Consider the following 24,339-nt stretch of genomic DNA (forward strand, 5'->3'; position numbering starts at 1 on the left):
TTTACGCGCTTGCACAGGCCTCGGTCAAAGTCACGTCGACATCCGGTGGATGGCCGCGCAAGTGTTGTTGGACACAATTGCCTGGCGCCGTGTCCTACGCAATGCCGGCGCGGCTCGGGCTAGAACTCGTAGGGCGTGAACGCGCTGCGCGGTTGGGCGAACAGCATTTCCAGCTCGTTGAGGTCGCGGTCTGAGCGGCACTGCACCAGGCCCACGTCCGCCAGATCGGCCAGCCGAACGCTGGCGAGGTAGAGCCGCGGCAGCACCGAAACGTCCATGGACAGCTCCGGCAGCCGGTGTTCGGTGGCGGGATTCGGCGTGACCTTCGCCCGGCCCTGCTCGATGCGCACCTGATAGGTGCCGTCGGCCAGGCTCAGCTGATCACGCAGCACCAGCACGAAGGAACCGTCCCGGCTCCACGCGCGGGCCTGCAGCGCGGCGACGGGGTCCAGCAGCCGCAGCCACAGCACGTCCCGGGTCTCTTCCACCTTGTAGTTGCGGTCGTTGGCCAGCATCAGGCGCAGCGGGTCATCGACCGGCCCGGCGCCAAGCACCTCGCCGATCAGGTCGTGGTTGCCCAGGAATTCGAGCAGGGCCACCCGGGCGGCGGCGTTCTGGGCCAGCAGTCCACGCACCGTCATGGCCCGGGGCTTGGAGTCCCGGCTCTGGTACTTGTAGCTGATCAGCCCGTCGAGCGATCCGTGCTGGTCGTAGTGCGCGGCCAGGCGCGCGTCCTTGGCCGGTGCGAGATTCTCCCACCCGTCCAGCTGGCCCAGGATGTAGCCGCGGTCGAACGCCGAGGCGTCAATGGAACCGTAGGTGCCGGCCATGCAGCGTTCGGCCAGTTCGTCGAAGTGCGGTTCGATCTGCTCGGCGCTGACTTCCATGACCCGCCCGGGCAACGGCTCGCGCAGCTTCAGCCCGTCGGTGCACTCCAGCGCGAAGCGGTTCTCGTAGCTGGCGATGCCGTAGCCCCAACGCCCGTAGATCCGGGCGTCCGAGGCGGTCAGCGCCGCCCACGGGTAGCCCTGCTGCTTCGCGTAGCCCAGATCCTCGGTGATCTGGCGTCCCAGGATGCCGCGGCGCCGGTAGCTGGGGCTGACCGTGACGGCGGTGATCTTGTAGATCGGCAAGTCGGTTCCGGCCCCTGCGTTCAGCCGCCCCGGGAAGCCGCCATAGGTGTGCACCGGTTCGTTTTCGTGCAGCGCCGGGCTGCCCGCACCCCGATCGTAGACCAGGGACATCCGCATTTTCTGGGCCGCGGTGATCTGCCGCCAGCGCTCGGCCGCGTCCTCGTTGGTCACCGGACTGTGGAAGCCGCGGGCGGTGGCGCGGTGGAACCGGTCCAGGTGTTCCATTTCTTGCTCGGTGAGCTGGTCGGCCTGCCAGTGCTCGGTGTGCAGCTTGTCCATGGTGGGTCCTTCCATCGGTTGATGGGACGTGGTGCGGGCCGCGCGGGTGTGCTGCCCGTCGAATCGTGGATGGTGCCGTGAGTCGTGGATGGTGCTGGGGGTGGTGCATGGTGCGGTGGGCGGTCAGTGGGAGCGCTGGCCCGTGGGGTGTGCGCCCCGGTGTCCGATCCGGCTGCGGGATCGGATCGGACACCGGCTAGGGGTGGCTTGGCCCCTAGTGGCCGGCCTCGTGCCAGGAGTGGCCGATGCCGGGCTGCACGTCCAACGGGACACGCAGCTGGGCCGCGTTGCCCATCTGTTCGGTGACCAGGGCCTGCACCTGCTCCAGCTCCCCCTCGGCGATCTCCAGCACCAGTTCGTCATGGACCTGCAGCAGCATCCGGCTCTTCAGCCCGGCCGCCGCCAGTTCCGCGTCCACCTGCAGCATCGCGACCTTGATGATGTCCGCGGCCGAGCCCTGGATGGGGGCGTTCAGCGCCGCGCGTTCGGCGATGTCGCGCAGGCGGCGGTCGGAGCTGTTCAGTTCCGGCAGGTAGCGGCGGCGCCCGAAGATCGTTTCGGTGAACCCGTCCTTGCGGGCTTGGTCGACCACTGAACGCAGGTAGGTGCGCACCGCGCCGAAGCGGTCGAAGTAGTCCTTCATCAGGGTGCGGGCCTCGTCGACGGTGATCTTCAGCTGCTTGGACAGTCCGAAGGAGCTCAACCCGTAGGCCAGCCCATAGCTCATCGCCTTGACCTTGGAGCGCATCTCGCTGGAGACCTCTTCGGGGCTGACGTTGAACACCCGCGAGCCGACGTAGCGGTGCAGGTCCTCCCCGTCCTGGTAGGCCTGGATCAGGCCCTCATCCCCGGAGAGGTGGGCCATGATGCGCATTTCGATCTGCGAGTAGTCCACGGTCAGCAGCTTGTCGTAGCCCTCGCCCACGACGAACACGTCGCGGATGCGCCGGCCCTCCTCGGAGCGGATCGGGATGTTCTGCAGGTTCGGGTTCAGGCTGGACAGGCGTCCGGTGGCCGCGACGGTCTGGGCGTAGGTGGTGTGGATCCGCCCGTCCTCGGCGATCGACTTGCGCAGCCCCTCCACGGTCTGGCGCAGCTTGATCGCATCGCGGTAGGCCATCAGCGCGACCAGGAACGGGTGCCCGGTCTTGACCAGCAGGTCCTGCAGCGACTCGGCGTCCGTGGTGTAGCCGGTCTTGATCTTCTTGGTCTTGGGCAGCTCCAGTTCCTCGAACAGCACCACCTGCAGCTGCTTCGGGCTGGAGAGGTTCACCTCGTGGCCGATCGCGTCGTAGGCCTCCTGGGTGGACTGCTCCACCTGGGTGGTGAAGTGGTCGTAGAGCTCATCCAGCTTCGTGCGGTCCACCGCGATCCCGGCCCGCTCCATGTCGAACAGCACCCGCACCAGCGGCAGCTCAATGTCCTTCATCAGCTGTGCGGCGTGCTTTTCCTCCAGGCGCCCGACCAGGTACTCGGAGAGCTCGTTGATGGCCTGGCTCTGGGCCAAGGTGGCGTTCTTCAGCTCCGGGTCCACCCCCATCCCCAGGTCCAGCTGCCCCTTCTTCTCCGGCTTGACCACCGGGACGGTGGCCTTCAGGTGGTACTGGGCGATGTCGGCCAGGTCGTGGCTGCGCCGGTCCGGCTGGATCAGGTAGGCGCCGATCAAGGTGTCGTCGACGACGCCGACCAGGTCCAGACCGCGTTCTGCCAGCAGGTGCATGCTGGCCTTCGCATCGTGCAGCACCTTCGGCGCGCGCGGATCCCCCAGGTAGTCGGCCAGCGCGCGGTCGGTCTGCTCATCCAGTTCAGTCAGGCTGATCCAGGCGGACTCGGTGCCGTGGGTCAGCGCCAGCGCGGCCGCTTCCCCGCCGCTGACGGCCGGCTGCAGGGCGATCTTCGCCCCGTCGGCGGCCTTGATGAACTTGTCCAGCTGCTGCGCGGTGGTGATCTCGGTGAGGTTAAACTCGATGACATCGCGTTCGACCTCCTCTTCCTGGGCGGCGAACAGGTCAAAGAGGCGCTTGCGCAGGGTGTTGAACTCCAGCGCGTCGAACAGGTTTTCCACGGCCTCACGGTTCGGGCTTTCCAGCACGGACTCTTCCAGGGTGACCGGCAGGTCCAGGTCGCGGTGCAGTTCGTTCAGGCGCCGGTTGCGCTTGACGTTCTCCACGTGTTCGCGCAGGTTGTTGCCGACCTTGCCCTTGATGGAGTCGATATTCTCCAGCACCCCGTCCAGCGAACCGTACAGGCCCAGCCATTTCGCGGCCGTCTTGGGGCCAACCCCGGGCACTCCGGGCAGGTTGTCCGCGGTTTCCCCGACCAGCGCGGCCAGATCGCAGTAGCGTTCGGGGCGGACGAAGTACTTGGCTTCAATCGCATCGGCGTCCATCGGCGGGATGTCGCTGATGCCCTTCTTCGGGTAGAGCACCAGGGTGTCCTCGTTGATCAGCTGGAACGCGTCGCGGTCCCCGGAAACGACCAGCACCTTGAAGCCGGCGTCCTCACCCTGCCGGGCCAGGGTGGCCAGGATGTCATCGGCCTCGTACCCCTCCAGGGTGATGCTGGGAATGTTCATCGCCTTCATGACCTCTTGGATCAGGTCGATCTGGCCGTAGAACTCCTCGGGGGTCTTGTTGCGCCCGCCCTTGTATTCGGTGTACTCCTGGGAGCGCAGGGTCGGGGTGTCCAGGTCGAACGCGACCGCCACGTGAGTTGGCTTCTGCTGGCGGATCATGGTCAGCAGCATGGAGACGAACCCGTGCACAGCGTTGGTGTGCTGACCGGTGCTCGTGGCGAAGTTCTCGGCGGGCAGCGCATAGAAGGCGCGGAACGCCATCGAGTGCCCGTCAATGATCAGCAGTCGTCGGTCCGATTCGGACATCACTTTGGTTGTTTCACTCACACCTGCCAGCCTAGTTGCACTTCGGGACATTTTCACTTCCCGAACCACGCAATCTTTGGCACATCCGCGGGCCCCTGGCTCCGGCCGGAGCGGCAACATGGGCAGGTCAGGTGCGGGAGGCGGGGCGGTGCCGCTGCCGGGCTACGGGGCGGCAACCCGGTAGCGGTCCTCCAATACCCCGTTCTCGTGGGCCGTGCGGTCGATCAGGGTGAAGTCGGCAGGGGTCTTGGTGTCGAAGACGCTCACCCCGCTGCCCAGGACCACCGGGACGGTGAGCAGCTGCAGCTCATCGAGCACCCCGGCGGTGAGGAACCGTCCGGCCAGCTGGGCCCCGCCCAGGATCCAGACGTCCTGCTGACCGGCGCTGCGGGCAATGTCGTGCGACCACAGGTCAATGTCCCCGCGCACGAACGTCAGGTCGGCCCCGGGAGTGGAGGGCAGCTCGTGGTGGGTGAACACCCACACCGGTTTGCCGGCGTAGGGCCAGGGCCGCTCAAGCGCGGTGAGCTGCTTGACCAGCCACAGGTAGGTCTGGCCGCCAATGACGATCGCGCCGACCTCGTCGAAGAACTTCTGGAACCCGGGCAGCGCGCCCTGCGCGTCGCCGAAGGGTTCAAGCCAGCGGGTTTCACCGGCCGAATCGGCGATAAAACCATCGATGGAGGCACCCACATAGTATTTGAAGCTCGTCATGGCTCCAGTCTATGGGTGCCTCCATCAGTGAAGGTACTCCGGCGGGAAATTAGCTCAAACGCCCAGGATGCTGGCGCTCAGGGCCGGCACGATCAGGATGATGCCGAAAAGCACCACGATTCCGCAGAAGGCGAAGCAGGCGAACGCGCCGAAGCGGTTCAGGGCCTCATGGCGGTCGTCATCGCGGGCGACGGCCAGCAGGCGGACGCCAAACGAGTACGCGCTGACGATGAGGATGGCGGCGACCCAGGTGGTTACCGCGACGATCAGGAATGCTGCCCAGTCGATGGTCACTTCTTGGCCCCCTGCGTGGGATTCTTCTTGGCGTTGTTCTTCGCCGCTTCCTTCGCGGCGGCCTTGGCGGCCTTCTCGCGCTTGCGGCGTTCCTTCTTCGACAGGATCTTCACTGCGGCACCCGAGGAGTCGATGTCGGAGATCGCGTTGTCGTGGCCGACAACGTCACGGCGCGAGAGCACCCAGAACACCAGCAGGATTCCGGCGCCAAGCACGCTGACGACCAGGGTGCCGGCGTTGCCCAGGTGCATGACCAGGGCGGCCAGCGCGCCGACGACTGCCGCGGCCGGCAGGGTGAACAGCCAACCCAGCGCGATGCGCCCGGCGGTACCCCAACGCACCTCAGCGCCCTTGCGGCCCATGCCCGAACCGATCACCGAACCGGAGGCGACCTGGGTGGTCGACAGGGCGAAGCCCAGGTGCGAGGAGGCCAGGATCGCCGAGGCGGTGGACACTTCCGCGGAGAAGCCCTGCGCGGGCTTCACATCGGTCAGTCCCGAGCCCATGGTGCGGATAATGCGCCAACCGCCGGTGTAGGTGCCCAGCGCGATGGCCAGCGCACAGCTGGTGATGACCCACAGGTGCGGGCCGGTGCCGGCTTCCTGCATCCCGGCGGCGACCAGGGTCAGGGTGATGACGCCCATGGTCTTCTGCGCGTCGTTGGTGCCGTGGGCCAGTGCCACGAGCGAGGAGGAGAAGATCTGGCCGTAGCGGAAGCCGCCGCGTTTGGGCGAAGCGCCTGATTGACGCTTGGTGATGGCGTAGGCCAGCTTCGTACACACGTACGCGGAGACACCGGCAATCACCGGGGCACACAGCGCCGGCAGCAGCACCTTGCTCATCAGCACGCCGTAGTCGATGGCGCCCAGCCCGGCGCCGACGATGGCCGCACCGATCAGGCCGCCGAACAATGCGTGGGAGGAGCTGGATGGAAGGCCCAACAGCCAGGTCAGCACGTTCCAGATCACTGCGCCCATCAGGCCGGCGTAGATCATTTCCGGCATGATTTGCACGCCGCCCTCGCCCTCCTTGATGATTCCGCCGGAGATCGTCTTGGCAACCTCGGTGGAGAGGAACGCGCCTACCAAGTTGAGGGCTGCGGCGAGCAACACAGCTTTTTTCGCTGTGATGGCGCCGGTTGCGATTGGAGTGGCCATCGCATTGGCCGTGTCATGAAAACCGTTGGTGAAGTCGAAGAACAACGCCAAGGTAATGACCAGGACGACGATGAGCGTCAAATCCATTGAATACCAGCCTGGGGGTCGAACGGCTAAGGGAAAGTTTTCTGCTCAGTACACCGCGATATCGATCCATCTGCACGGTGAACGACACGGCACAATGGCCGCGAGCCAGTTCAATCATATGACTACCTGTCACTGAGTCAATCTGGAAAGTCAACCCAGATCTGGCGAACAACGGGTGACACGCAGGTGAACCCGGATCGTCCTATGATCAAGCTAACAGGCGGTTTCCGCCGGCTTTTCGTTTCTGCGGATGCGGTGCAAAGCACTGCTGGCACGAAAAATCCCCACCGCGCAACCCGCAGGTCGTGCGAAGGGGATTTCATCACCAGGTGCCCAAGGTGGGACTCGAACCCACACATCTTTCGATACCGCATTTTGAGTGCGGCGCGTCTACCGATTCCGCCACTTGGGCTGGCACTTTTACGATAGTACTGGACGGATTTTGGATTTCCTAATCGAATCTTCCGCGTCATCGGGCATACTGGCCCCCAGGCAAGTAGGCTGTTCTTAGAAACCCCGGTTTCCCGCCCAGCATCTGCCTTCCGGCGTTAGCGAGCGACCAGAATTGCTGCCCGTGTGAACACAAAGGAAACGAATTGAGCCAGCTGCCCGACATCACCAAGATCCCCGCCGAAACGCCTGGCACCGCCCGCCGCGTACTCGTGGCCGAGGATGAGACCCTGATCCGCCTGGACATCGTCGAAATCCTGCGCCAAGAGGGGTACGAGGTAGTGGCCGAGGTCGACAATGGGGAAAGCGCCATTGAGAAGGCCCGCGAGCTGAAGCCGGATCTGGTCCTGATGGACGTGAAGATGCCGGTGCTTGACGGGATCAGCGCCGCGGAGACCATCGTCAAGGAACGCATCTGCCCGGTCGTGCTGCTGACCGCGTTCAGCCAGAAGGAACTGGTGGACCGGGCCCGGGAGGCCGGCGCCATGGCGTACGTGGTCAAGCCATTCACCGAGGCCGACCTGACCCCGGCCATCGAGATTGCGATCTCCCGGCACGACGAGCTGCGCGCCCTGGAGGAGGAAGTCAGCAACCTCAGCGAGCAGTTCGAGACCCGCAAGCTGGTGGATCGGGCCAAGAGCCTGCTGATCACCAAGATGGGGCTGACCGAGCCCGAGGCGTTCCGCTGGATCCAGAAGACCTCCATGGACCGCCGGCTGAGCATGCGCCAGGTGGCCGAAACCGTGATCGATCAGGTCAAGTAGGGCCGACCCCAGCCACGGGCTCATCGCAAAGCAGCCCGCCGCCGCTGCGGACCGAATCTCAGAACGCGGCCATCGCCTTGCCGGCGGTGGCCGCGTTTGACGTTTAAATCGTGCCGTGGCGCCACAGCGGCGGAGCCGTCGTCGCACCCCGGGCGCGGACGCCGCGCTGCACGGTTTGCTGCCCGGCTCCGGAGGCCAGGGCCGAAGGCCGGGGCCCGGCAGCACGGGAAACGGCCAGGGGCGCCAATCCCGCAAAGGATTGGCGCCCCTGGCCGGTGGCCGTGAGAAACCTCGCGGCCCGAGTCGGCGGCTATGCCTAGATGGAGGTGCCGCGCACGTTCTCCGGCGCCCACGGTCCGACCTTCTCCCGGTCCGGCATCGGCTTGCCGTCCAGCAGCTGGCCCGCATCGGCAAGGTCACCGACCTTGTGGATGCGCAGGGTGTTGGTGGACCCGGCCTGCCCTGGAGGCGAACCGGCGGCGATGCACACCAGGTCGTTGACCTCGGCCAGCCCCTCGGAGAGCAGGCGTTCGTCGACCTGGGCGGTCATCTTGTCGGTGTGGTCGGCGTATTCCACCAGGCGGGCCTGCACACCCCACATCAGGGTCATGATGTTGTAGGTCTGCGGCAGCGGGGTGAAGGCCAGCACCGGCTTGTGCGGGCGCAGCCGGGAGAGGCGGCGCGCCGAGTCACCCGACTGGGTGAACGCGACAATGTATTTCACATCGAGCTGGTCGGCGATCTCCACGGCGGCGCGGGTGATCGCCCCGCCGCGGGTCTTGGGCTTGGAGCCCAGCCGCGGGATGCGGTCCAGGCCGTGCTGCTCGGTGGAGGTGATGATCCGGGCCATGGTGGCCACGGTCTCCACCGGGTAGGCGCCCACCGAGGTCTCCCCGGAGAGCATGACCGCGTCGGCGCCGTCGATGACCGCGTTGGCGCAGTCCGAGGCCTCGGCACGGGTGGGGGTCGGGGACTCGATCATCGATTCGAGCACCTGGGTGGCCACGATGACCGGCTTCGCCCAGCGGCGGGCCAGTTCGATGGCGCGCTTCTGCACCATCGGGACCTCCTCCAGCGGCAGCTCCACGCCCAGATCGCCGCGGGCGACCATGATCGCGTCGAACGCGTCGATGATCTCCTCCAGGGCGGCGACGGCCTGCGGCTTTTCGATCTTGGCGATCACCGGCAGGCGGCGGCCTTCCTCGTCCATGATTTCGTGCACGCGGCGGATGTCGCTGGCGTTGCGCACGAAGGACAGGGCGATCATGTCCACCCCGGCGCGGATCGCCCAGCGCAGATCGTCCTCATCCTTCTCGCTCAGTGCCGGCACGTTCACCGCGACGCCGGGCAGGTTGATGCCCTTGTTGTTGGACACCTCTCCGCCGACGACGACCTCGGTGAGCACCTTGACCTCGTCGACCTGCAGGGCGCGCAGCTGGACCTTGCCGTCGTTGACCAGCAGCATGTCCCCCGGCTGCACATCCCCGGGCAGGCCCTTGAAGGTGGTGGAGCAGATGCTGCGGTCCCCTTCAATGTCCTCGGTGGTGATGGTGAACCGCTCCCCCGGCTCCAGGATGTACTTCGCGTCGTCCTTGAACCGGCCCAGGCGGATCTTCGGGCCCTGCAGGTCGGCGAAGATCCCCACGGCGCGGCCTACCTCACGGGAGGCGTTGCGCACGTTTTCCAGGTTGTTCGCGTGTGTGGAATGGTCGCCATGGCTCATGTTCAGCCGGGCGACGTCCACCCCGGCCTGCAACACCGCCACGGTGTTTTCGTAGCTCTCAATCGATGGTCCCCAGGTAGCAACAATCTTCGCGCGTCTCATACCGTCAGCCTATTATGCCTTTCACTTTCCACGGTACGTCCGGCCGGGAATTCCAAGGCTGAAACTCCATGGCTGGCCGCAACGCACCCGTGACACTCACATGATGCTGATGGCCCTATCGGTGGGGGCGACCGGTGCGGGCAACATGGTGTGCCCCTGCAGGTGACGGTCCACCGCCGCGGCGACGGAGCGCCCCTCGGCGATGGCCCACACGATCAGGGACTGTCCCCGACCGGCGTCCCCGGCGGCGAACACATTGTCCGCGCCGGTGTGGTAGTAGCCATCACGGGCGACGTTGCCCAGATTGTCGAAATCGATACTGACCTGTTCATCCAGCCCGGCTTTTTCCGGTCCGGTGAACCCGAGGGCGAGCAGCACCAGATCCGCCTTGATCAGCTTCTCGGTGCCGGGCTTCGGGAGGCGTGAGCCAGCGACAAATTCCGTCTCTGCCACTGTAACACCGATCACCCGGCCCTGCCGACCATTAAATCTCACAGTGGAGGCCAGGTAGCTGCGCTGCCCGCCCTCCTCGTGGGAGGACTGCACCTCGAACAGCGGCGGCACCGTCGGCCACGGGTGCCCGGGCCCGCGTTCGGCCGGGGGCTGCTGGCCGATGGCCAGGGTGGTGACGCTGGCCGCCTGCTGGCGCAGCGCCGTGCCCAGGCAGTCCGCCCCGGTGTCCCCGCCGCCCAGGATCACCACGCGCTTGCCGCGGGCGTCGATCCGCGGGCTGCGGCGCGCCTGGGACACCGCGCGGTTGCTCTCGGTGAGGTACTGCATCGCAAAGTGCACCCCGTCCAGCTCCCGGCCCGGCACGGGCAAATCGCGCGGCACGCCGGCGCCGGTGGCGATGATCACCGCGTCGTAGTCCCGGCGCAGCTCATCCCAGCCGGCGTCCACACCGATGTTCACCCCGGTGCGGAAGACGGTGCCTTCCGCGCGCAGCTGCTCCAGCCGGCGCTCGAGCACCCGCTTGTCCAGCTTGAAGTCCGGGATGCCGAAGCGCAGCAGCCCGCCGGGGGCCTCGTCGCGTTCGAAGACCACCACGGTGTGCCCCACCCGGGTCAGCTGCTGGGCGGCGGCCAGCCCGGCCGGGCCGGAGCCGACCACCGCGATCCGCGCCCCGGTGTGCCGGGCCGGCGGCTGCGGGGTGAACGCCCCGGCGTCCAGCAGGTGCCCGGCCAGTTCGGCCTCCACCTGTTTGATTGTCACCGCCGGCTGGTTGATGCCCAGCACGCAGGCGGCCTCGCAGGGCGCCGGGCAGAGCCGGCCGGTCAGTTCCGGGAAGTTGTTGGTCTGCAGCAGCCGGTCGGCCGCCTCGTCCATCCGCTGGCGGTAGACCAGGTCGTTGAACTCCGGGATCAGGTTGCCCAGCGGGCAGCCCTGGTGGCAGAACGGGACCCCGCAGTCCATGCAGCGCGAGGCCTGGGCCTGCAGGGTGCCGGCGCGCTGGCGTTCGCTGACCTCCCGGTAGTCCAGCAGCCGCAGCGGCACCGGGCGCCGGGGCTGGGTTTCACGGTGGCGGATGTTCAGAAAGCCGCGTGGGTCAGCCACGGGTCACCTCCAGGATCTGGGTCCACACCTGGGCCGAGTCCGGGTTCTGCCCGGAGTCGGCGGCCTGGGTGCGAAGTTCTTCGATGGCGGCGTAGTGCCGCGGGATGATGCTGGTGAAGCGGGTGCGGCTGGCGTCCCAGTCCAGCACCAGGCGCTGGGCCAGCGGGGAGCCGGTGCGGGCGATGTGCTCGGTGAGCAGCGCGTGCAGCTGCCCGGCCTGCGCGTCGTCCAGCGGGCCGATCAACAGTTCCTGTCCGGCGGCGGCCAGGGGGTTCAGCCGCCGGGGGTCGAAGTCCAGCACCCAGGCCACACCCCCGGACATGCCGGCGGCGAAGTTGCGTCCGGTGGGCCCGAGCACCGCCACGGTGCCCCCGGTCATGTACTCGCACCCGTGCTCGCCGATCCCCTCGGCGACCAGCGTCGCCCCGGAGTTGCGCACCGCGAAGCGTTCGCCGACCCGCCCGTTGATGTACAGCTGGCCGCCGGTGGCGCCGTAGCCGATCACGTTCCCGGCGATCACCTGTTCCTCGGGTGGGCAGGCGCTGCCGGAGCCCGGGTGCACGGCGATGATCCCGCCGCTCAGGCCCTTGCCGACGTAGTCGTTCGCGTCCCCGGCCAGGCGCAGGGTGATCCCGGCGGGCAGGAACGCGCCCAGCGACTGCCCGGCCTGGCCCTGCAGGCGCACTGTGATGGTGTCCGCCGGCCGGTCGGCGTCGAAGGCGGCGCGGGTCAGGTGGTGGCCCAGCAGGGTGCCCACCGAGCGGTCGGTGTTGGACACGCTGGCCGCCAGCCGCACCGGGGTACCCGCGGCGAGCGCCGGACCGGCCTGGGCCAGCAGCCGCCGGTCCAGGTGGTTCTCCAAACCGTGCTGCTGCCCGGTGGTGCGCCGCCGGGCGGCCGGGGCCACGGGTGGCACGTGGGTGATCGGGCCCAGGTCCAGCCCGCGGGCCTTGTAGTGGGCGGCCGCTTGGGCCGTGTCCAGCAGTTCGACCCGCCCGATCACCTCGTCCAGGGTGCGCGCGCCCAGTGCGGCGAGCAGTTCGCGCACCTCCTGGGCCAGGAACTGGAAGAAGTTGACCACGAACTCGGCCTTGCCGCTGAAGCGTTCGCGCAGTTCCGGGTTTTGGGTCGCCACCCCGACCGGGCAGGTGTCCAGGTGGCACACGCGCATCATGATGCACCCGGAGACCACCAGCGGGGCGGTGGCGAAGCCGAACTCCTCGGCGCCCAGCAGCGCGGCGATCACCACGTCGCGCCCGGTCTTCAGCTGCCCGTCGGCCTGCAGGGTCACCCGCTGGCGCAGCCCGTTGAGGATCAGCGTCTGCTGGGCCTCGGCCAGCCCGATCTCCCACGGGGTACCGGCGTGCATGAGCGAGTTCAGCGGGCTGGCCCCGGTGCCGCCGTCGTGCCCGGAAATGAGCACCGCATCCGCCTTGGCCTTGGCGACCCCGGCCGCGACGGTGCCGATGCCGGCCTCGGAGACCAGCTTGACCTGTATCCGGGCGGAGGGATTGGCGCATTTGGCGTCGTGGATCAGCTGGGCCAGGTCCTCGATCGAGTAGATGTCGTGGTGCGGGGGCGGGGAGATCAGCCCGACCCCGGGGGTGGAGTGCCGGGTCCGGGCGATCCACGGGTAGAGCTTGGTGCTCATCAGCTGCCCGCCCTCCCCGGGCTTGGCGCCCTGGGCCATCTTGATCTGGATGTCCGCAGCGCTGCTCAGGTAGCGGCTGGTCACCCCGAAGCGCCCGGAGGCGATCTGCTTGATGGCGCTGCGCCGCAGCGGGTCGTTCAGCCGGGCCGGGTCCTCCCCGCCCTCCCCGGTGTTGGACTTGCCCCCGAGCCGGTTCATCGCGATCGCCAGGGTTTCGTGCGCCTCGGCGGAGATCGAGCCGTAGCTCATCGCCCCGGTGGCAAAACGGGTGACGATCGCACTGACGGGCTCCACCTCCTGGATGGGCACCGGGGTGGCGGCCTGGGTGTTCAGCCGCAGCAGCCCACGCAGCGTCTTGAGCTCGGCGGCCTGTTCGTCGACGGCGGCGGTGTACCGCTTGAACAGGTCATAGCGCCGGGTGCGGGTGGAATGCTGCAGCCGGAACACGGTCTGCGGGTCAAACAGGTGCGGGGGCCCGCCGCGGCGCCACTGGTATTCCCCGCCGCCGGGCAGCTGCGGGGCACCGCTCACGGCACTGCTCCCGGTCCCGGTACCGGGGTGGGAGGGGTGGACGGGGTAGGCGCGGGCGTGGCGGGCCGCGGTTTCCCGGGCGATCACCTCCAGCCCGATCCCGTCCAGCCGGCTGGGGGTGCCGGTGAAGTATTCGTCGACCAGCGCCCGGCCCAGCCCCAGGGCCTCGAAGGTCTGGGCGCCGCAGTAGGAGGCGATGGTGGAGATCCCCATCTTGCTCATGATCTTCAGCACCCCCTGGCCCAGCGCCCTGACCAGGTTCGCGGCCGCGGCCCGCCCGTCGGGGGCCGGGTCCACCCCGGGCAAGGTGCCCTCCAGGGCCATCTGCTCCACGCTCTCCAGCGCCAGGTACGGGTTCACGGCGCTGGCGCCGTAGCCGATGAGCAGCGCCACATGGTGCACTTCCCGGGCGTCGCCGGATTCGACCAGCAGCGAGACCCGGGTGCGGGTGGAGCTGGAGAGCAGGTGGTGGTGCACCGCGGAGACCAGCAGCAGGGAGGGGATCGGCGCCCACGCGGCGGAGGAGTCCCGGTCGCTGAGCACGATGAAGCGCACGCCGCGGTGCACCGCGGCGCAGACCTTCTCACAGATCTCGTCCAGCCGGGCGCGCAGCTCCCGGGCCCCGCCGGCGGGCCGGTAGAGCCCGCGCACCCGCAGGCTCTGGCGGGTGCCGTGCCCGTCGCGCAGGAACAGCACCTGGTCCAGCTGGTCGTTGTCCAGCACCGGGTAGTCCAGCGCGATCTGCTCGGCCGAAACCGGCCCGGGCTGCAGCAAGTTCCCCTCCGGGCCGATCGAGGTGGCAAGGCAGGTGACCAGCGCCTCGCGGATCGCGTCCAGCGGCGGGTTGGTGACCTGGGCGAAGGACTGGGTGAAGTAGTCAAACAGCAGCCGGTCGCGCTCGGAGAGGACCGCGACCGGGGTGTCGGTGCCCATGGCGCCCAGCGGTTCGGTGCCGGTGGCGGCCATCGGCCCCAACAGCAGGCGCAGCTCCTCGTTCGTGTAGCCGAAGGTGAGCTGGCGCTGGCGCACCGAGGTGGCGTTGTGGTGCACGTGCTCGCGCTGCGGCAGCTGGTGCAGCCGGCGCTTGTTCTGCCCCACCCACTTCGCCCAGGGCGCGGCGGCGGCCAGTTCGGCCTTGAGCTGCGCGTCGGGGATGATCCGCCCGGCCGCGACGTCCAGCAGGAACACGGTGCCCGGGACGACGCGCCCCTTGGCGGTGACCTGCTGGGCGGGCACGTCCACCACCCCGACCTCGCTGGCCAGCACCAGCAGCCCGTCCGCGGTGGTCAGCCAGCGGGCCGGGCGCAGCCCGTTGCGGTCCAGCACCGCCCCGGCCAGCTGCCCGTCGGTGAAGCACACGGCGGCCGGCCCGTCCCACGGCTCCATGAGCATCGCATGGTACTCGTAGAACGCCCGCAGATCCCGGTCCATGTGCTCATCGTGTTCCCAGGCCTGCGGGATCATCATCATGATCGCCGCGGCCGGGTGCCGCCCGGAGAGCATCAGCAGTTCGGCGACCTCGTCGAAGCTGGTCGAGTCCGACGCGCCGGGCGTGCAGATCGGGAACAGCTCCTCGGGCACCTCCCCCAGCAGCTCGCCGGCCAGCTGGGACTGCCGGGCGCGCATCCAGTTGCGGTTTCCCTGCACGGTGTTGAACTCCCCGTTGTGGGCGATGGTGCGCAGCGGCTGGGCCAGCGGCCAGGAGGGGAAGGTGTTGGTGGAGAAGCGCGAATGCACGATCGCGCAGCGGGTGCCCAGCCGGGCGTCGGCCAGGTCCGGGTAGAAGCGGTCCAGCTGCGCGGTGGAAACCATGCCCTTGTAGACCAGGGTGCCGCTGGCGAAGGAGGCGAAGTACACCCCGTGGCGGTGCTGGGCCCGGCGCCGGATGCGCCAGCACACCGCGTCCAGCGCCCGGCCGGAGGGCACCCCGGTGACGAAGAACTGGGCGATGTGCGGCATGCATTCGCGGGCGGCGGCCCCCAGCACCCGTGCGTCCACCGGCACCTGGCGCCAGCCCAGCACGGTGAGGCCCTCGGCCTCGGCCAGCTGCTGCACGGCCGCCACCGCGACCTGACGCTCGGCGGGGACGGCGGGCAAAAAGGCCATGCCCACGGCGTAGCGTCCGGGCTCGGGCAGCTGGAAGTCGGCGGCCTGGCGCAGGAAGCGGTCCGGCAGGTGCAGCAGGATTCCGGCCCCGTCCCCGGTGTCCGCGTCGGCGCCGGTCGCGCCACGGTGTTCCAGGCGGCGCAGGGCGGTCAGCGCCTGTTCGACGATGCGGTGGCTGGCTTCATTTTTCAGGCTGGCGATCATCGCCAGCCCACACGCGTCCTTCTCGGCGCCGGGATCGTAGAGTCCCTGCGCGCCGGGCAGCGCGGCGAATCGGGTGTAGGGCGAGGAGATGGGTTCCCCGCCACCATCTGGCGAGGCGTTCAGCTGGACTCCGGTCATGCTCATGAGCGTGCCTTTCAAGGGTGTGCCGTATTGCTGGGGGCAGCACGCAGGACGCTGGGTTTCAGCCCGAAAAACGGAGGCTGCCGGTCATCGTCGCCGCCCCGGCGGCAGGCCGACGCCGCGGGCCGGGTCCACCGATGGGTGGGATACCGGGGCCGGGCAGCGAAGGCACGCCGCGGGCCAGGGAGTGGGGCCCGAAGGTGTGGTGTGCGGACGATGGATCCACCGCGTTGTGGGTCGTGTCCGACCGGTGGGCCGCGAAATGGTGGTGCGGGCCGCAAGCGGGTCGGGTGTTCCACGTTACAAGTCGTTTGTTTCCGCCGCGTGCCCGGTTGTGTTTCGGGGGCGTTAACGAATTTCCCTGGTTGCCCCGGCAGTTGCGGGCGGGTTAACGTACCGTGGCGGCACCCCTGGTTCGGGGTGCCGCCACGGTGGGCTGCCGGCCGGCACGGGCATTCCTGCCGGCGGCCGCCTTGCTACTTCTCCTGGGCGGGGCCAGCGGTGCCGGGGCCATTGCTGCCGGAGCCATCGGCAGGGTCCTGGCCGGCAGCATCCGGACTCCGCGCCGCGTCCCTTGCGGTGCCCGCGTCCTTCACGTCGCCCGTCTTCTTCACGCCGCCCGTTTTCTTGGTGTCGCGTCCCCGCGGCGCGCGTCCGGCGCCGGCCTCCAGGGCACTCGAACCGCCCTCCGCGGCGGCGGCCTCGGCCACCGGTTCCCGCCCGGGCAGGTAGATGGTGTCCTGGTGCTCCGAGCGCAGCCGGCCCAGCGAGTACGCCAGCCCGATCACCCCGCCGATCACCAGCAGGATCGCCAGCAGCTGGTGGATGCGCAGGTCCAGCGGGCCCAGGCTGATCACCTCGGCCGGGTCGATGCGGAACGATTCCATGATCGTGCGCCCGATGCCGTACCAGATGACGTAGCAGGCGAACATCGCCCCGCGGCGCAGCTTGTACTTGCGGTCCAGCGCCAGCAAGAGGATCACCCCGGCCACGTTCCACAGCGACTCGTAGAGGAACGTGGGGTGAAAGAGCGTGTCGGCCGGCAGCCCGGCCGGGAAGTTGTAGCTGTCCGGGTCGATCTCCAAGCCCCAGGGCAGGGTGGTGGGTGAACCGAACAGCTCCTGGTTGAACCAGTTGCCCCAGCGTCCGGCGGCCTGCGCCAGCAGCACGCCCGGGGCGGCCGCGTCGGCGAACGCCGAAAGCCGGATCCCGATGCGCCGGCAGCCGATCCACGCGCCGACCGCGCCCAGCGCCACCGCGCCCATGATGCCCAGTCCGCCCAGCCACAGCTGCGGGATCTCGGCCAGGTGCGCCGGGCCGCCGCCCAACCCGAAGTAGTACATCGGGTCGGTGATCAGCACGTGGTAGAGCCGCCCGCCGACAATGCCGAACGGGATCGCCCAGATTGCGATGTCCCACAGCGTGTCGCTGGTGCCGCCGCGGGCGCGCAGCCGGCGGCCGGTGAGCCACAGGGCCAGCACGATGCCGACCAGAATGCACAGCGCGTAGGCGTGGATGGTCAGCGGCCCCAGCGTGAAGCGGGACCATTCAATGGGCGGGGAGGGGATCGCGGCGCTGATCATGCGCTGGCTCTCCCGCTCAGCTCGGCGGCCAGCGCCCCGACCGCCTCCACCCCGCCGTCACGCAGCGCCGCGACCAGGGCGGTGCCCACGATCACCCCGTCCGCGTACGCGCCGATCTGCTGGACGTGCTCCCGCTTGGAGACCCCCAGCCCGACGCAGGCGTTTTCCGCCCCGGCCGCGTGCGCGGCGGCGACCACGTCCTGGGCGGCGGCGGAAACCTCGCTGCGCGCCCCGGTCACCCCCATCACCGAGACGCAGTACACGAACCCGCTGGAGGCCTGCACGGTCATCTTCACCCGGGCCTGGGAGGAGCTGGGCGCGATCAGGAAGACGCGCTCCAGGTCGTACTTTTCACTGGCGGCCACCCATTCACCGGCCTCGTCGGGCACCAGGTCCGGGGTGATCAGCCCGGACCCGCCGGCCTCGGCAAAGCGGCGGGCGAACTCCTCCACGCCCATGCGCAGCACCGGGTTCCAGTAGGTCATCACCATCACCGCGGCGTCGCAGCGGGCGGTGATCCCGGCGATGATCTCAAAAATCTGGGAGACCCTGAAGCCGTTGGCCAGCGCCTGGGTGGTGGCCTGCTGGATCACTTCCCCGTCCATCACCGGGTCCGAATACGGGATCCCGATCTCGATGATGTCCACCCCGTTGTTGGCGACCGCCACGGCCGCGTCAATGGTGGTGGCCACGTCCGGGAACCCGGCGGGCAGGTAGGCGATCAGCGCCGGGCGGCCCTCGGCCTTCGCGGCGGCGATCTTCTGGGCACTTCTCACCCGGGTCATCTACTTCCCCTCCCCGGCCGCGTCGGCCGCATCAAGCAATCCAAACCATTCGGCGGCGGTGGACACGTCCTTGTCCCCCCGCCCGGAGAGGCTGACCACGATCACCACGTCCTGCGGGTCGCGGCCCTCGGCGATCTTGCGCTGGGCGACCTTGATGGTCCCGGCTAGCGCGTGCGAGGACTCGATCGCCGGCAGGATCCCCTCGGTGCGGCACAGCAGGCGGAACGCGTCCATCGCCTCGGTGTCGGTGATCGGCTCGTAGCTGACCCGCCCGATGTCGGCCAGGTGCGCGTGCTCCGGGCCCACGCCCGGGTAGTCCAGGCCCGCGGAGATCGAATGCGATTCGATGGTCTGCCCGTCGTCGTCCTGCATCAGGTAGCTCTTGGCCCCGTGCAGCACCCCGGGCTTGCCCAGGGTGATCGTCGCGGCGTGGCGGTCGGTGTCCACCCCGTCCCCGCCGGCCTCAAAACCGTAGAGCTCCACCTCGGCGTCGTCCAGGAAGCCGTGGAAGATGCCGATCGCGTTGGAACCCCCGCCAATGCAGGCGGTCACCGCGTCGGGCAGGCGTCCGGCCTGGGCCAGGATCTGCTCACGCGCCTCCTCGCCGATGACCTCGTGGAAGTAGCGCACCATGGCCGGGAACGGGTGCCCGCCGGCGGCGGTGCCCAGCAGGTAGTGGGTGTTCTCCACGTTCGCCACCCAGTCGCGCAGCGCCTCGTTGATCGCGTCCTTCAGGGTCTGGCTGCCCACGGTCACCGGGATCACGGTGGCGCCCAGCAGCTCCATGCGCGCCACGTTCAGCGCCTGGCGCCGGGTGTCCTCCGCGCCCATGTAGACCACGCACTCCATGCCCATCAGGGCGGCGGCGGTGGCGGAGGCGACCCCGTGCTGGCCGGCGCCGGTTTCGGCGATGATCCGGGTCTTGCCCATCCGCTTGGCCAGCAGCGCCTGGCCGAGCACGTTGTTGATCTTGTGGCTGCCGGTGTGGTTCAGGTCCTCGCGCTTGAGGAAGATCCGCGCCCCGCCGCAGGCCTTGTGCCCAAAGCGCTTGGCCTCGGTGAGCAGCGAGGGGCGCCCGGAGTAGTTCTTGTTCAGGTCCTTGACCTCGGCGATGAACGCCGGATCGTGCTTGGCCTGCTCGAAGGTGGCGGCCAGCTCATCCATGGCGGCCATGAGGGACTCGGGCATCCATCGTCCGCCGTAGGCCCCGAAGTATGGTCCGCTGGCGTGCTTCAACGAGCCGTCGGAAGTGCTCATTGTTCCCTCTTTTCCCTCGCAATGTTGGCAGGTGCCCCCGCGGCGCTTCTCGCCGGGCGGGGGCACCACCGTGGATCGTTCGGATCGAGCGGCGTGCGCCGCTGGCCGTCAACTGTTGATTCTCTTTAACTGTGGCCGCTCACCGGCGGTTTGCGTAGTTTGTTGCGCCAGTTGTCCTGGCCGCGTGCGGGCTTCGCCGCGGTGCCGGCCCGGATGAATTCGGCGACCGTTTCCCGCGGGGCGGCGTGCTTCACCAGTGCCTCGCCGACCAGGATCGCATCGGCGCCGGCGGCCGCGTACTGTGCCACCTGCTCGGTGGATTCCACACCGGATTCGGCGATCACCACGGCCTCGCGCGGCAGCAGCGGGGCCAGCTTGGCGAAGGTGGCAGGATCCACGTCCAGGGTCTTCAGGTTGCGCACGTTCACCCCGATGATCTTCGCGCCGGCGGCGACCGCGCGCTGGATCTCCTCTGCGGTGTGGGTTTCGACCAGGGCGTGCATGCCCAGCTGTTCGGTCAGCGCCAGGAAGCGGCGCAGTGTCGCGTCGTCCAGGGCGGCGACGATCAGCAGCACCAGGTCGGCCCCGTGGGCGCGGGCCTCGTAGATCTGGTACTCGTCGACCGTGAAGTCCTTGCGCAGCACCGGGATGTCCACGGCCTGGCGCACCGCGTCCAGGTCCTGCAGCGAACCATTGAAGCGGCGCTGCTCGGTGAGCACGGAAATCACCGAGGCACCGCCGGCGGCGTATTCGGCGGCCAGGGTGGCCGGCTCCGGGATCTCGGCCAGCGCCCCCTTGGACGGGGAGCGGCGCTTGACCTCGCTGATCACCCGCAAGGTGGTGTCCCGGGCGGACTGGTCGGTGTTTCCGCCCAGCGCAGCATAGGCGTCGCGGGCCGGGGCGGCGGCGTGGGCGGCGCCGATCATCGCCTCAAGGCCGGTACGTGCACGTCGGGCGTCCAGGTCTTCCCGGACGCCCGCAATGATTTCGTCGAGAACGCTCAACTTAGTGGTGTGCTCCGCTGCGCGAGCCGCCCACGCCGTATCCGGCCTTGCGCATGATCCAGCCGACCACCAGGCCCAGCAGGATCACGCCGCAGCTGATGTACACCAGCAGGTGGGCGTGGTTGGCGAAGGCGATTCCGCCCACGATGGCACCGACCATCATGATGATGACAGCCGTCCAGGCTGCGATCGAGTTACCGTGTCCAACCTCTTCGGCAAAGATCGGGTCGATCTCGGTCTTCTGCGACATAACGGAACGTCTCCTTGGTTTTCTACCCATGTCCGCGCGGTGGCCCGGGCGGATCCTTAAGCTTCCTGCTCTATTCTGCCACCAGTTCACACCGATGACACATTTGGGGGCAATCGTGTTGCCCACCGTCGCGGCCCTCCGCCGCGGCGCGCGAATCAGCGCCCGGACTCGGTGGGATCATCCCCGGCCGAGAGCTGCTCCCAGTCCGAGATCCGGTCGTTGCGCGGGGATTCGCCGGTGGGCTGCGCCTCGGAGCGCACCCGGTCGTACTTGGTGGTCTTGGACCAGTGCCCGGCGGCCAGCAGCACGCAGATGCCCTGCAGCACGATCAGCGCCCCGGCCACCGCAACCACCATCGGCCACGCGCTGACCTGGTAGTCGGCGACGATGTCCTTCAGCCCGGTCGCCTCGGCCACGGCCCCGGCGGCCGCGCCCTGCGGGTTCAGTGCGCCGTTCAGCCCGGCGCTGATCACCCCGGCCCCGGCCAGCACGGAGATCGCGCCGATGATGTAGCGCACCACCTTCCCGCCGATCAGCAGCGCCAGCGCCGCGGCCAGCACCACCACGCACAGCGCGGTGACCGCCGGGGCGGCCTGGGAGCCGTCGACCACGATCTGCGGCACCTGGACGGTGGTGGCCTGGACGTCGACCAGCACCCAGGTGCGGGTGGCGGCCCACAGGCCCAGCCCGGCGGCGACCACCCCGAACAGTGCCACGTTCCTCAGGCTCAGCATCTTGCGCATCATGCACCTTCCGTCACGTCGGTGGCCTGGCGCAGGCTCTGCGCGGCCCAGACCGCGCGCAGCGGTGCGGCGGCCTTGTTGATGGTTTCCAGGGCCTCGTCGGCCAGCTTCGAATCGTTGACAATCCCACCGCCGGCCTGCACATAGGCCCGCCCGTCCTTCAGCAGCGCCGAACGGATGGTGATGGCCATGTCCATGTCCCCGGCGAAGTCCAGGTAGCCAACCACTCCCCCATACACTCCGCGGCGGTAGGGCTCGTACTCATCCAGCAGCTGCAGGGCGCGGGGCTTGGGCGCCCCGGAGAGCGTGCCGGCCGGGAACGTCGCGGCCAGCACGTCGTACGCTTCGATTCCCTCACGCACCTTGCCCACCACGTTGGAGACCAGGTGCATGATGTGGCTGAAGCGCTCCACCTCCATGAACTGGGTGACCTCCACCGTGCCGGCCTGGCAAACCTTGGACAGGTCGTTGCGGGAGAGGTCGACCAGCATCAGGTGCTCGGCGCGTTCCTTCTCATCGGCCAGCAGCGACTTCTCATGCAGCTGGTCCTCCTCGTAGTTCGCACCGCGTGGGCGGGAGCCGGCGATCGGGTGGGTGACCACATGCCCGTCGTTCACGGTCACCAGCGCCTCCGGGGAGGAGCCGACAACCTGGAAGGGCTGGCCGTCCTCGTCGACGAAGTTGTACAGGTACATGTAGGGGCTCGGGTTGGTGGCGCGCAGCACCCGGTAGATGTCCAGCGCGCTGGCCTGGGTTTCCAGCTCGAACCGGCGCGAGACCACGATCTGGAACACCTCACCATCCACAATCGCCTGCTTCGATTCGCGGATTGCCTGCAGGTACTGCTGCTCGTCCCAGGAGTGGGTGACCGCCTCCATCAGCTCTTCACGCGGCACGTCGGTGCCCTGCAGCACCGCCCCGCCGGTGGGCAGGTGCCCGTCCAGCTGCTCCAGCATCCGGTGCAGGCGCTGCACCGCGTCATCGTAGGCCTGCTCCGCGCGTTCGGCCCGCCCGTCGAAGTTGATGGCGTTGGCGATCAGCGTGACCGTGCCCTCCGCGGCGTCGTGCACGGCCAGGTCGCCGACCAGGTTCATGCTCAGCTCCGGCAGCTTCAGGTCATCGGCCGGCGGGTTGGGCAGCTTTTCCCAATGCCGCACGCACTCCCAGCCGATGAAGCCGACCATGCCGCCGGTCAGCGGGGGCAGGCCCGGCATCGGTTCGGTGCGCAGGGCCCGCACGGTGTCGCGCAGCACCTCAACCCCGACGCCGGTGGTGGGCAGCCCGGCCGGGGCCTGGCCCTGCCAGTACGCCTGCCCGTCGCTGCGCGTGGAGAGCGTGGCCGGGGAGTTGACCCCGATGAAGGAGTACCGCGACCACACCCCACCGGCTGCCGCCGACTCCATCAGGAAGGTACCGGCCCGTCCCCCGGCCAACTGCCGATAGAGACCGATCGGGGTCAGTGAGTCGGCCAGGATCCGCACCGAGACGGGGATGACCCGCCGCGTGGAGGCCATCGCCAGGAACTGCTGGCGGGTCGGGGAAATGCTACCTAGGGTTTTCATCAGCTTCTTTTCAACAGCTACTTGCCAACAACTACTTTTCAACCGCTTGGGGCGCCGCGGGATCTCCCGCGGCCCGCGGGAACCGTCCCTGCCGCCTTCGGCAGGAGCGCTTAGGCCGGGCGGTGGCCGACCTGCGCCGGCAGCTGCCGGTCGGTGAAGCACGTCGGGGCCCCGGTGTGGCAGGCCGCCCCCACCTGGTCCACCTGCACCAGCAGGGCGTCCCCGTCGCAATCCAGCGCCACGGACTTGACGTACTGGGCATGGCCGGAGGTGTCCCCCTTGCGCCAGTACTCCTGGCGTGAACGGGAGAAGAACGTGACCCGCCCGGTGCTCAGGGTGCGGCGCAGGGCCTCGTCGTCCATCCAACCCAGCATCAGCACTTGAAGGGTGTCGGCCTGCTGGACGATCGCGGCCACCAGGCCGTTGGGATCGCGCTTGAGGCGGGCAGCGATCTGGGGGTCAAGCTGCGCCGCATCCGGCTGGGATTCGGCGCTGGAATTAGTAGTAGACATCCCCTCAAGCATACTTGCTGGGCCTGTGCGTCCCCACCGTGTGACAAGACTCAATGCCACTAGTTCGGGGCATTGCCTCGCAACATGTCTTTATAGGTGCTCAAGGTGCCGCACTCCATGCTAGGTTCAGAGGTAATGCACCTGGTACATGCTTCTCGACTCGCCCTGGCCGAGGCCCTGTTGGCAGCTGGCCCCTCGGCTGATACGTTGTGCGCGGGCTGGGAAACCCGCCACCTTGCCGCGCACCTGGTTCTGCGCGAAAATTCGCCGCTGGGCGCCGGGGCGGTTCTCAAGCCGCTTTCCGGGAAGCTCGACGCGAAGATTAAAAAGCTAGCCGACGAGGCCCAGCGCCCCGAAAGCTATGCCGGGCTGGTGCGACGTTTTCGCACCGGGCCGAGCAAGTACTCCCCGTTCTCCATCGAGCGGGTCAGCACCGCCGCGAACATGTCCGAGTTCTTCATCCACACCGAAGACGTGCGCCGGGCACGGACCCAGTGGGCTCCGCGCATCCTCGATCGTGGCTACACCGAAATGCTCTGGAATGACCTCACCCGCCGCGCCCGCATGTACTACCGCCACTGCCCCATCGGCGTCATCCTGGCCCGGCCGGACGGCAAACGCCATGTGGCCAAGAAGGCGGCCAACCCGGTGACGATCACCGGCCCCGTCACGGAGCTGATCATGCACGCTTCCGGTCGAATCGACAGCGCGCTTGTTACCTTTGAGGGCAGCGACGAATCGATCAAGGCGCTGAAGAAGACGAAGCTGGGCTTCTAGTCTCCCCTGGTTTCAGTGCCGCGCGCTGATGCCGGTTGCATTCGATGGCGTTTGCTGTCTTAGCGGCAGCAGTAGTTTTCCCCAGTTATTGCCGC

General features: G+C 68.4%; 18 protein-coding genes and 1 tRNA gene. 2 read left to right on the top strand and 17 right to left on the bottom strand.

All coding sequences use genetic code 11. From position 1 onward, the window contains the following. Positions 1-119: 119 nt before the first annotated feature. The 6 genes from FDN03_RS13255 to FDN03_RS13280 all read right to left on the bottom strand — a co-directional run bounded on the left by FDN03_RS13255 (position 120) and on the right by FDN03_RS13280 (position 6,957). A complete protein-coding gene (locus tag FDN03_RS13255; RefSeq protein ID WP_171021255.1) occupies positions 120-1,412 on the bottom strand; it encodes a GNAT family N-acetyltransferase in 1,293 nt (430 codons plus the stop codon). Between the two features lie 214 nt (positions 1,413-1,626). Next, a complete protein-coding gene (gene polA, locus FDN03_RS13260; RefSeq protein WP_283205491.1) occupies positions 1,627-4,293 on the bottom strand; it encodes a DNA polymerase I in 2,667 nt (888 codons plus the stop codon). A 162-nt stretch (positions 4,294-4,455) separates the two neighbouring features. Then, positions 4,456-5,007, bottom strand: a complete 552-nt coding sequence (locus tag FDN03_RS13265; RefSeq protein ID WP_138177867.1) for a dihydrofolate reductase family protein — start codon at positions 5,005-5,007, stop codon at positions 4,456-4,458. A 54-nt stretch (positions 5,008-5,061) separates the two neighbouring features. Next, complete coding sequence (locus FDN03_RS13270; protein WP_138177869.1) at positions 5,062-5,301, bottom strand: hypothetical protein; 240 nt, start codon at positions 5,299-5,301, stop codon at positions 5,062-5,064. Beyond that, positions 5,298-6,545: an inorganic phosphate transporter gene (locus FDN03_RS13275; RefSeq protein WP_138177871.1), complete on the bottom strand. Its 1,248-nt coding sequence runs from the start codon at positions 6,543-6,545 to the stop codon at positions 5,298-5,300. The genes FDN03_RS13270 and FDN03_RS13275 overlap by 4 nt, the downstream gene beginning before the upstream one ends. A gap of 330 nt (positions 6,546-6,875) precedes the next feature. Next, positions 6,876-6,957 (bottom strand) — tRNA-Leu (locus FDN03_RS13280). A 184-nt stretch (positions 6,958-7,141) separates the two neighbouring features. Between FDN03_RS13280 and FDN03_RS13285 the strand changes: the two genes are divergently transcribed. Then, positions 7,142-7,759, top strand: a complete 618-nt coding sequence (locus FDN03_RS13285; RefSeq protein WP_171021256.1) for a response regulator — start codon at positions 7,142-7,144, stop codon at positions 7,757-7,759. A 316-nt stretch (positions 7,760-8,075) separates the two neighbouring features. On the opposite strand, the gene pyk is transcribed toward FDN03_RS13285, so the two are convergent. The 11 genes from pyk to hisI all read right to left on the bottom strand — a co-directional run bounded on the left by pyk (position 8,076) and on the right by hisI (position 23,467). Continuing rightward, entirely contained in the window at positions 8,076-9,584 is a 1,509-nt protein-coding gene (pyk, locus tag FDN03_RS13290) for a pyruvate kinase (RefSeq protein ID WP_138177873.1), read from the bottom strand. A 96-nt stretch (positions 9,585-9,680) separates the two neighbouring features. Next, positions 9,681-11,138 (bottom strand): glutamate synthase subunit beta, encoded by a 1,458-nt coding sequence (locus tag FDN03_RS13295; RefSeq protein WP_138177874.1) that lies wholly within the window; start codon positions 11,136-11,138, stop codon positions 9,681-9,683. Continuing rightward, entirely contained in the window at positions 11,131-15,774 is a 4,644-nt protein-coding gene (gene gltB, locus FDN03_RS13300; protein WP_138177876.1) for a glutamate synthase large subunit, read from the bottom strand. Before gltB ends, FDN03_RS13295 begins: the two co-directional genes overlap by 8 nt. 473 nt (positions 15,775-16,247) lie before the next feature. Next, entirely contained in the window at positions 16,248-17,354 is a 1,107-nt protein-coding gene (gene lgt / locus FDN03_RS13305) for a prolipoprotein diacylglyceryl transferase (protein WP_138177878.1), read from the bottom strand. Next, positions 17,351-18,139, bottom strand: coding sequence for a tryptophan synthase subunit alpha (trpA, locus tag FDN03_RS13310; protein ID WP_138177880.1), 789 nt, complete (start codon positions 18,137-18,139; stop codon positions 17,351-17,353). The genes lgt and trpA overlap by 4 nt, the downstream gene beginning before the upstream one ends. Further along, positions 18,140-19,396: a tryptophan synthase subunit beta gene (gene trpB / locus FDN03_RS13315; protein WP_138177883.1), complete on the bottom strand. Its 1,257-nt coding sequence runs from the start codon at positions 19,394-19,396 to the stop codon at positions 18,140-18,142. It lies immediately after the preceding gene. Positions 19,397-19,521: 125 nt separating this feature from the next. Beyond that, entirely contained in the window at positions 19,522-20,400 is an 879-nt protein-coding gene (gene trpC / locus FDN03_RS13320; RefSeq protein WP_138177885.1) for an indole-3-glycerol phosphate synthase TrpC, read from the bottom strand. A 1-nt stretch (position 20,401) separates the two neighbouring features. Further along, positions 20,402-20,650: an HGxxPAAW family protein gene (locus tag FDN03_RS13325; protein WP_054822081.1), complete on the bottom strand. Its 249-nt coding sequence runs from the start codon at positions 20,648-20,650 to the stop codon at positions 20,402-20,404. Positions 20,651-20,805: 155 nt separating this feature from the next. Beyond that, positions 20,806-21,396 (bottom strand): Trp biosynthesis-associated membrane protein, encoded by a 591-nt coding sequence (locus FDN03_RS13330; RefSeq protein ID WP_138177887.1) that lies wholly within the window; start codon positions 21,394-21,396, stop codon positions 20,806-20,808. After that, positions 21,393-22,955 (bottom strand): anthranilate synthase component I, encoded by a 1,563-nt coding sequence (locus tag FDN03_RS13335; RefSeq protein WP_138177889.1) that lies wholly within the window; start codon positions 22,953-22,955, stop codon positions 21,393-21,395. The genes FDN03_RS13330 and FDN03_RS13335 overlap by 4 nt, the downstream gene beginning before the upstream one ends. Before the next feature lie 110 nt (positions 22,956-23,065). Next, positions 23,066-23,467: a phosphoribosyl-AMP cyclohydrolase gene (gene hisI, locus FDN03_RS13340; RefSeq protein WP_138177891.1), complete on the bottom strand. Its 402-nt coding sequence runs from the start codon at positions 23,465-23,467 to the stop codon at positions 23,066-23,068. Positions 23,468-23,602: 135 nt separating this feature from the next. On the opposite strand from hisI, the gene FDN03_RS13345 reads away from it, so the two are divergent. Continuing rightward, positions 23,603-24,244, top strand: coding sequence for a TIGR03085 family metal-binding protein (locus tag FDN03_RS13345; protein WP_249354573.1), 642 nt, complete (start codon positions 23,603-23,605; stop codon positions 24,242-24,244). Positions 24,245-24,339 lie beyond the last annotated feature (95 nt).

The sequence above is a fragment of the Glutamicibacter sp. V16R2B1 genome (genome assembly GCF_005774635.1).
Lineage (GTDB): Bacteria > Actinomycetota > Actinomycetes > Actinomycetales > Micrococcaceae > Glutamicibacter > Glutamicibacter creatinolyticus.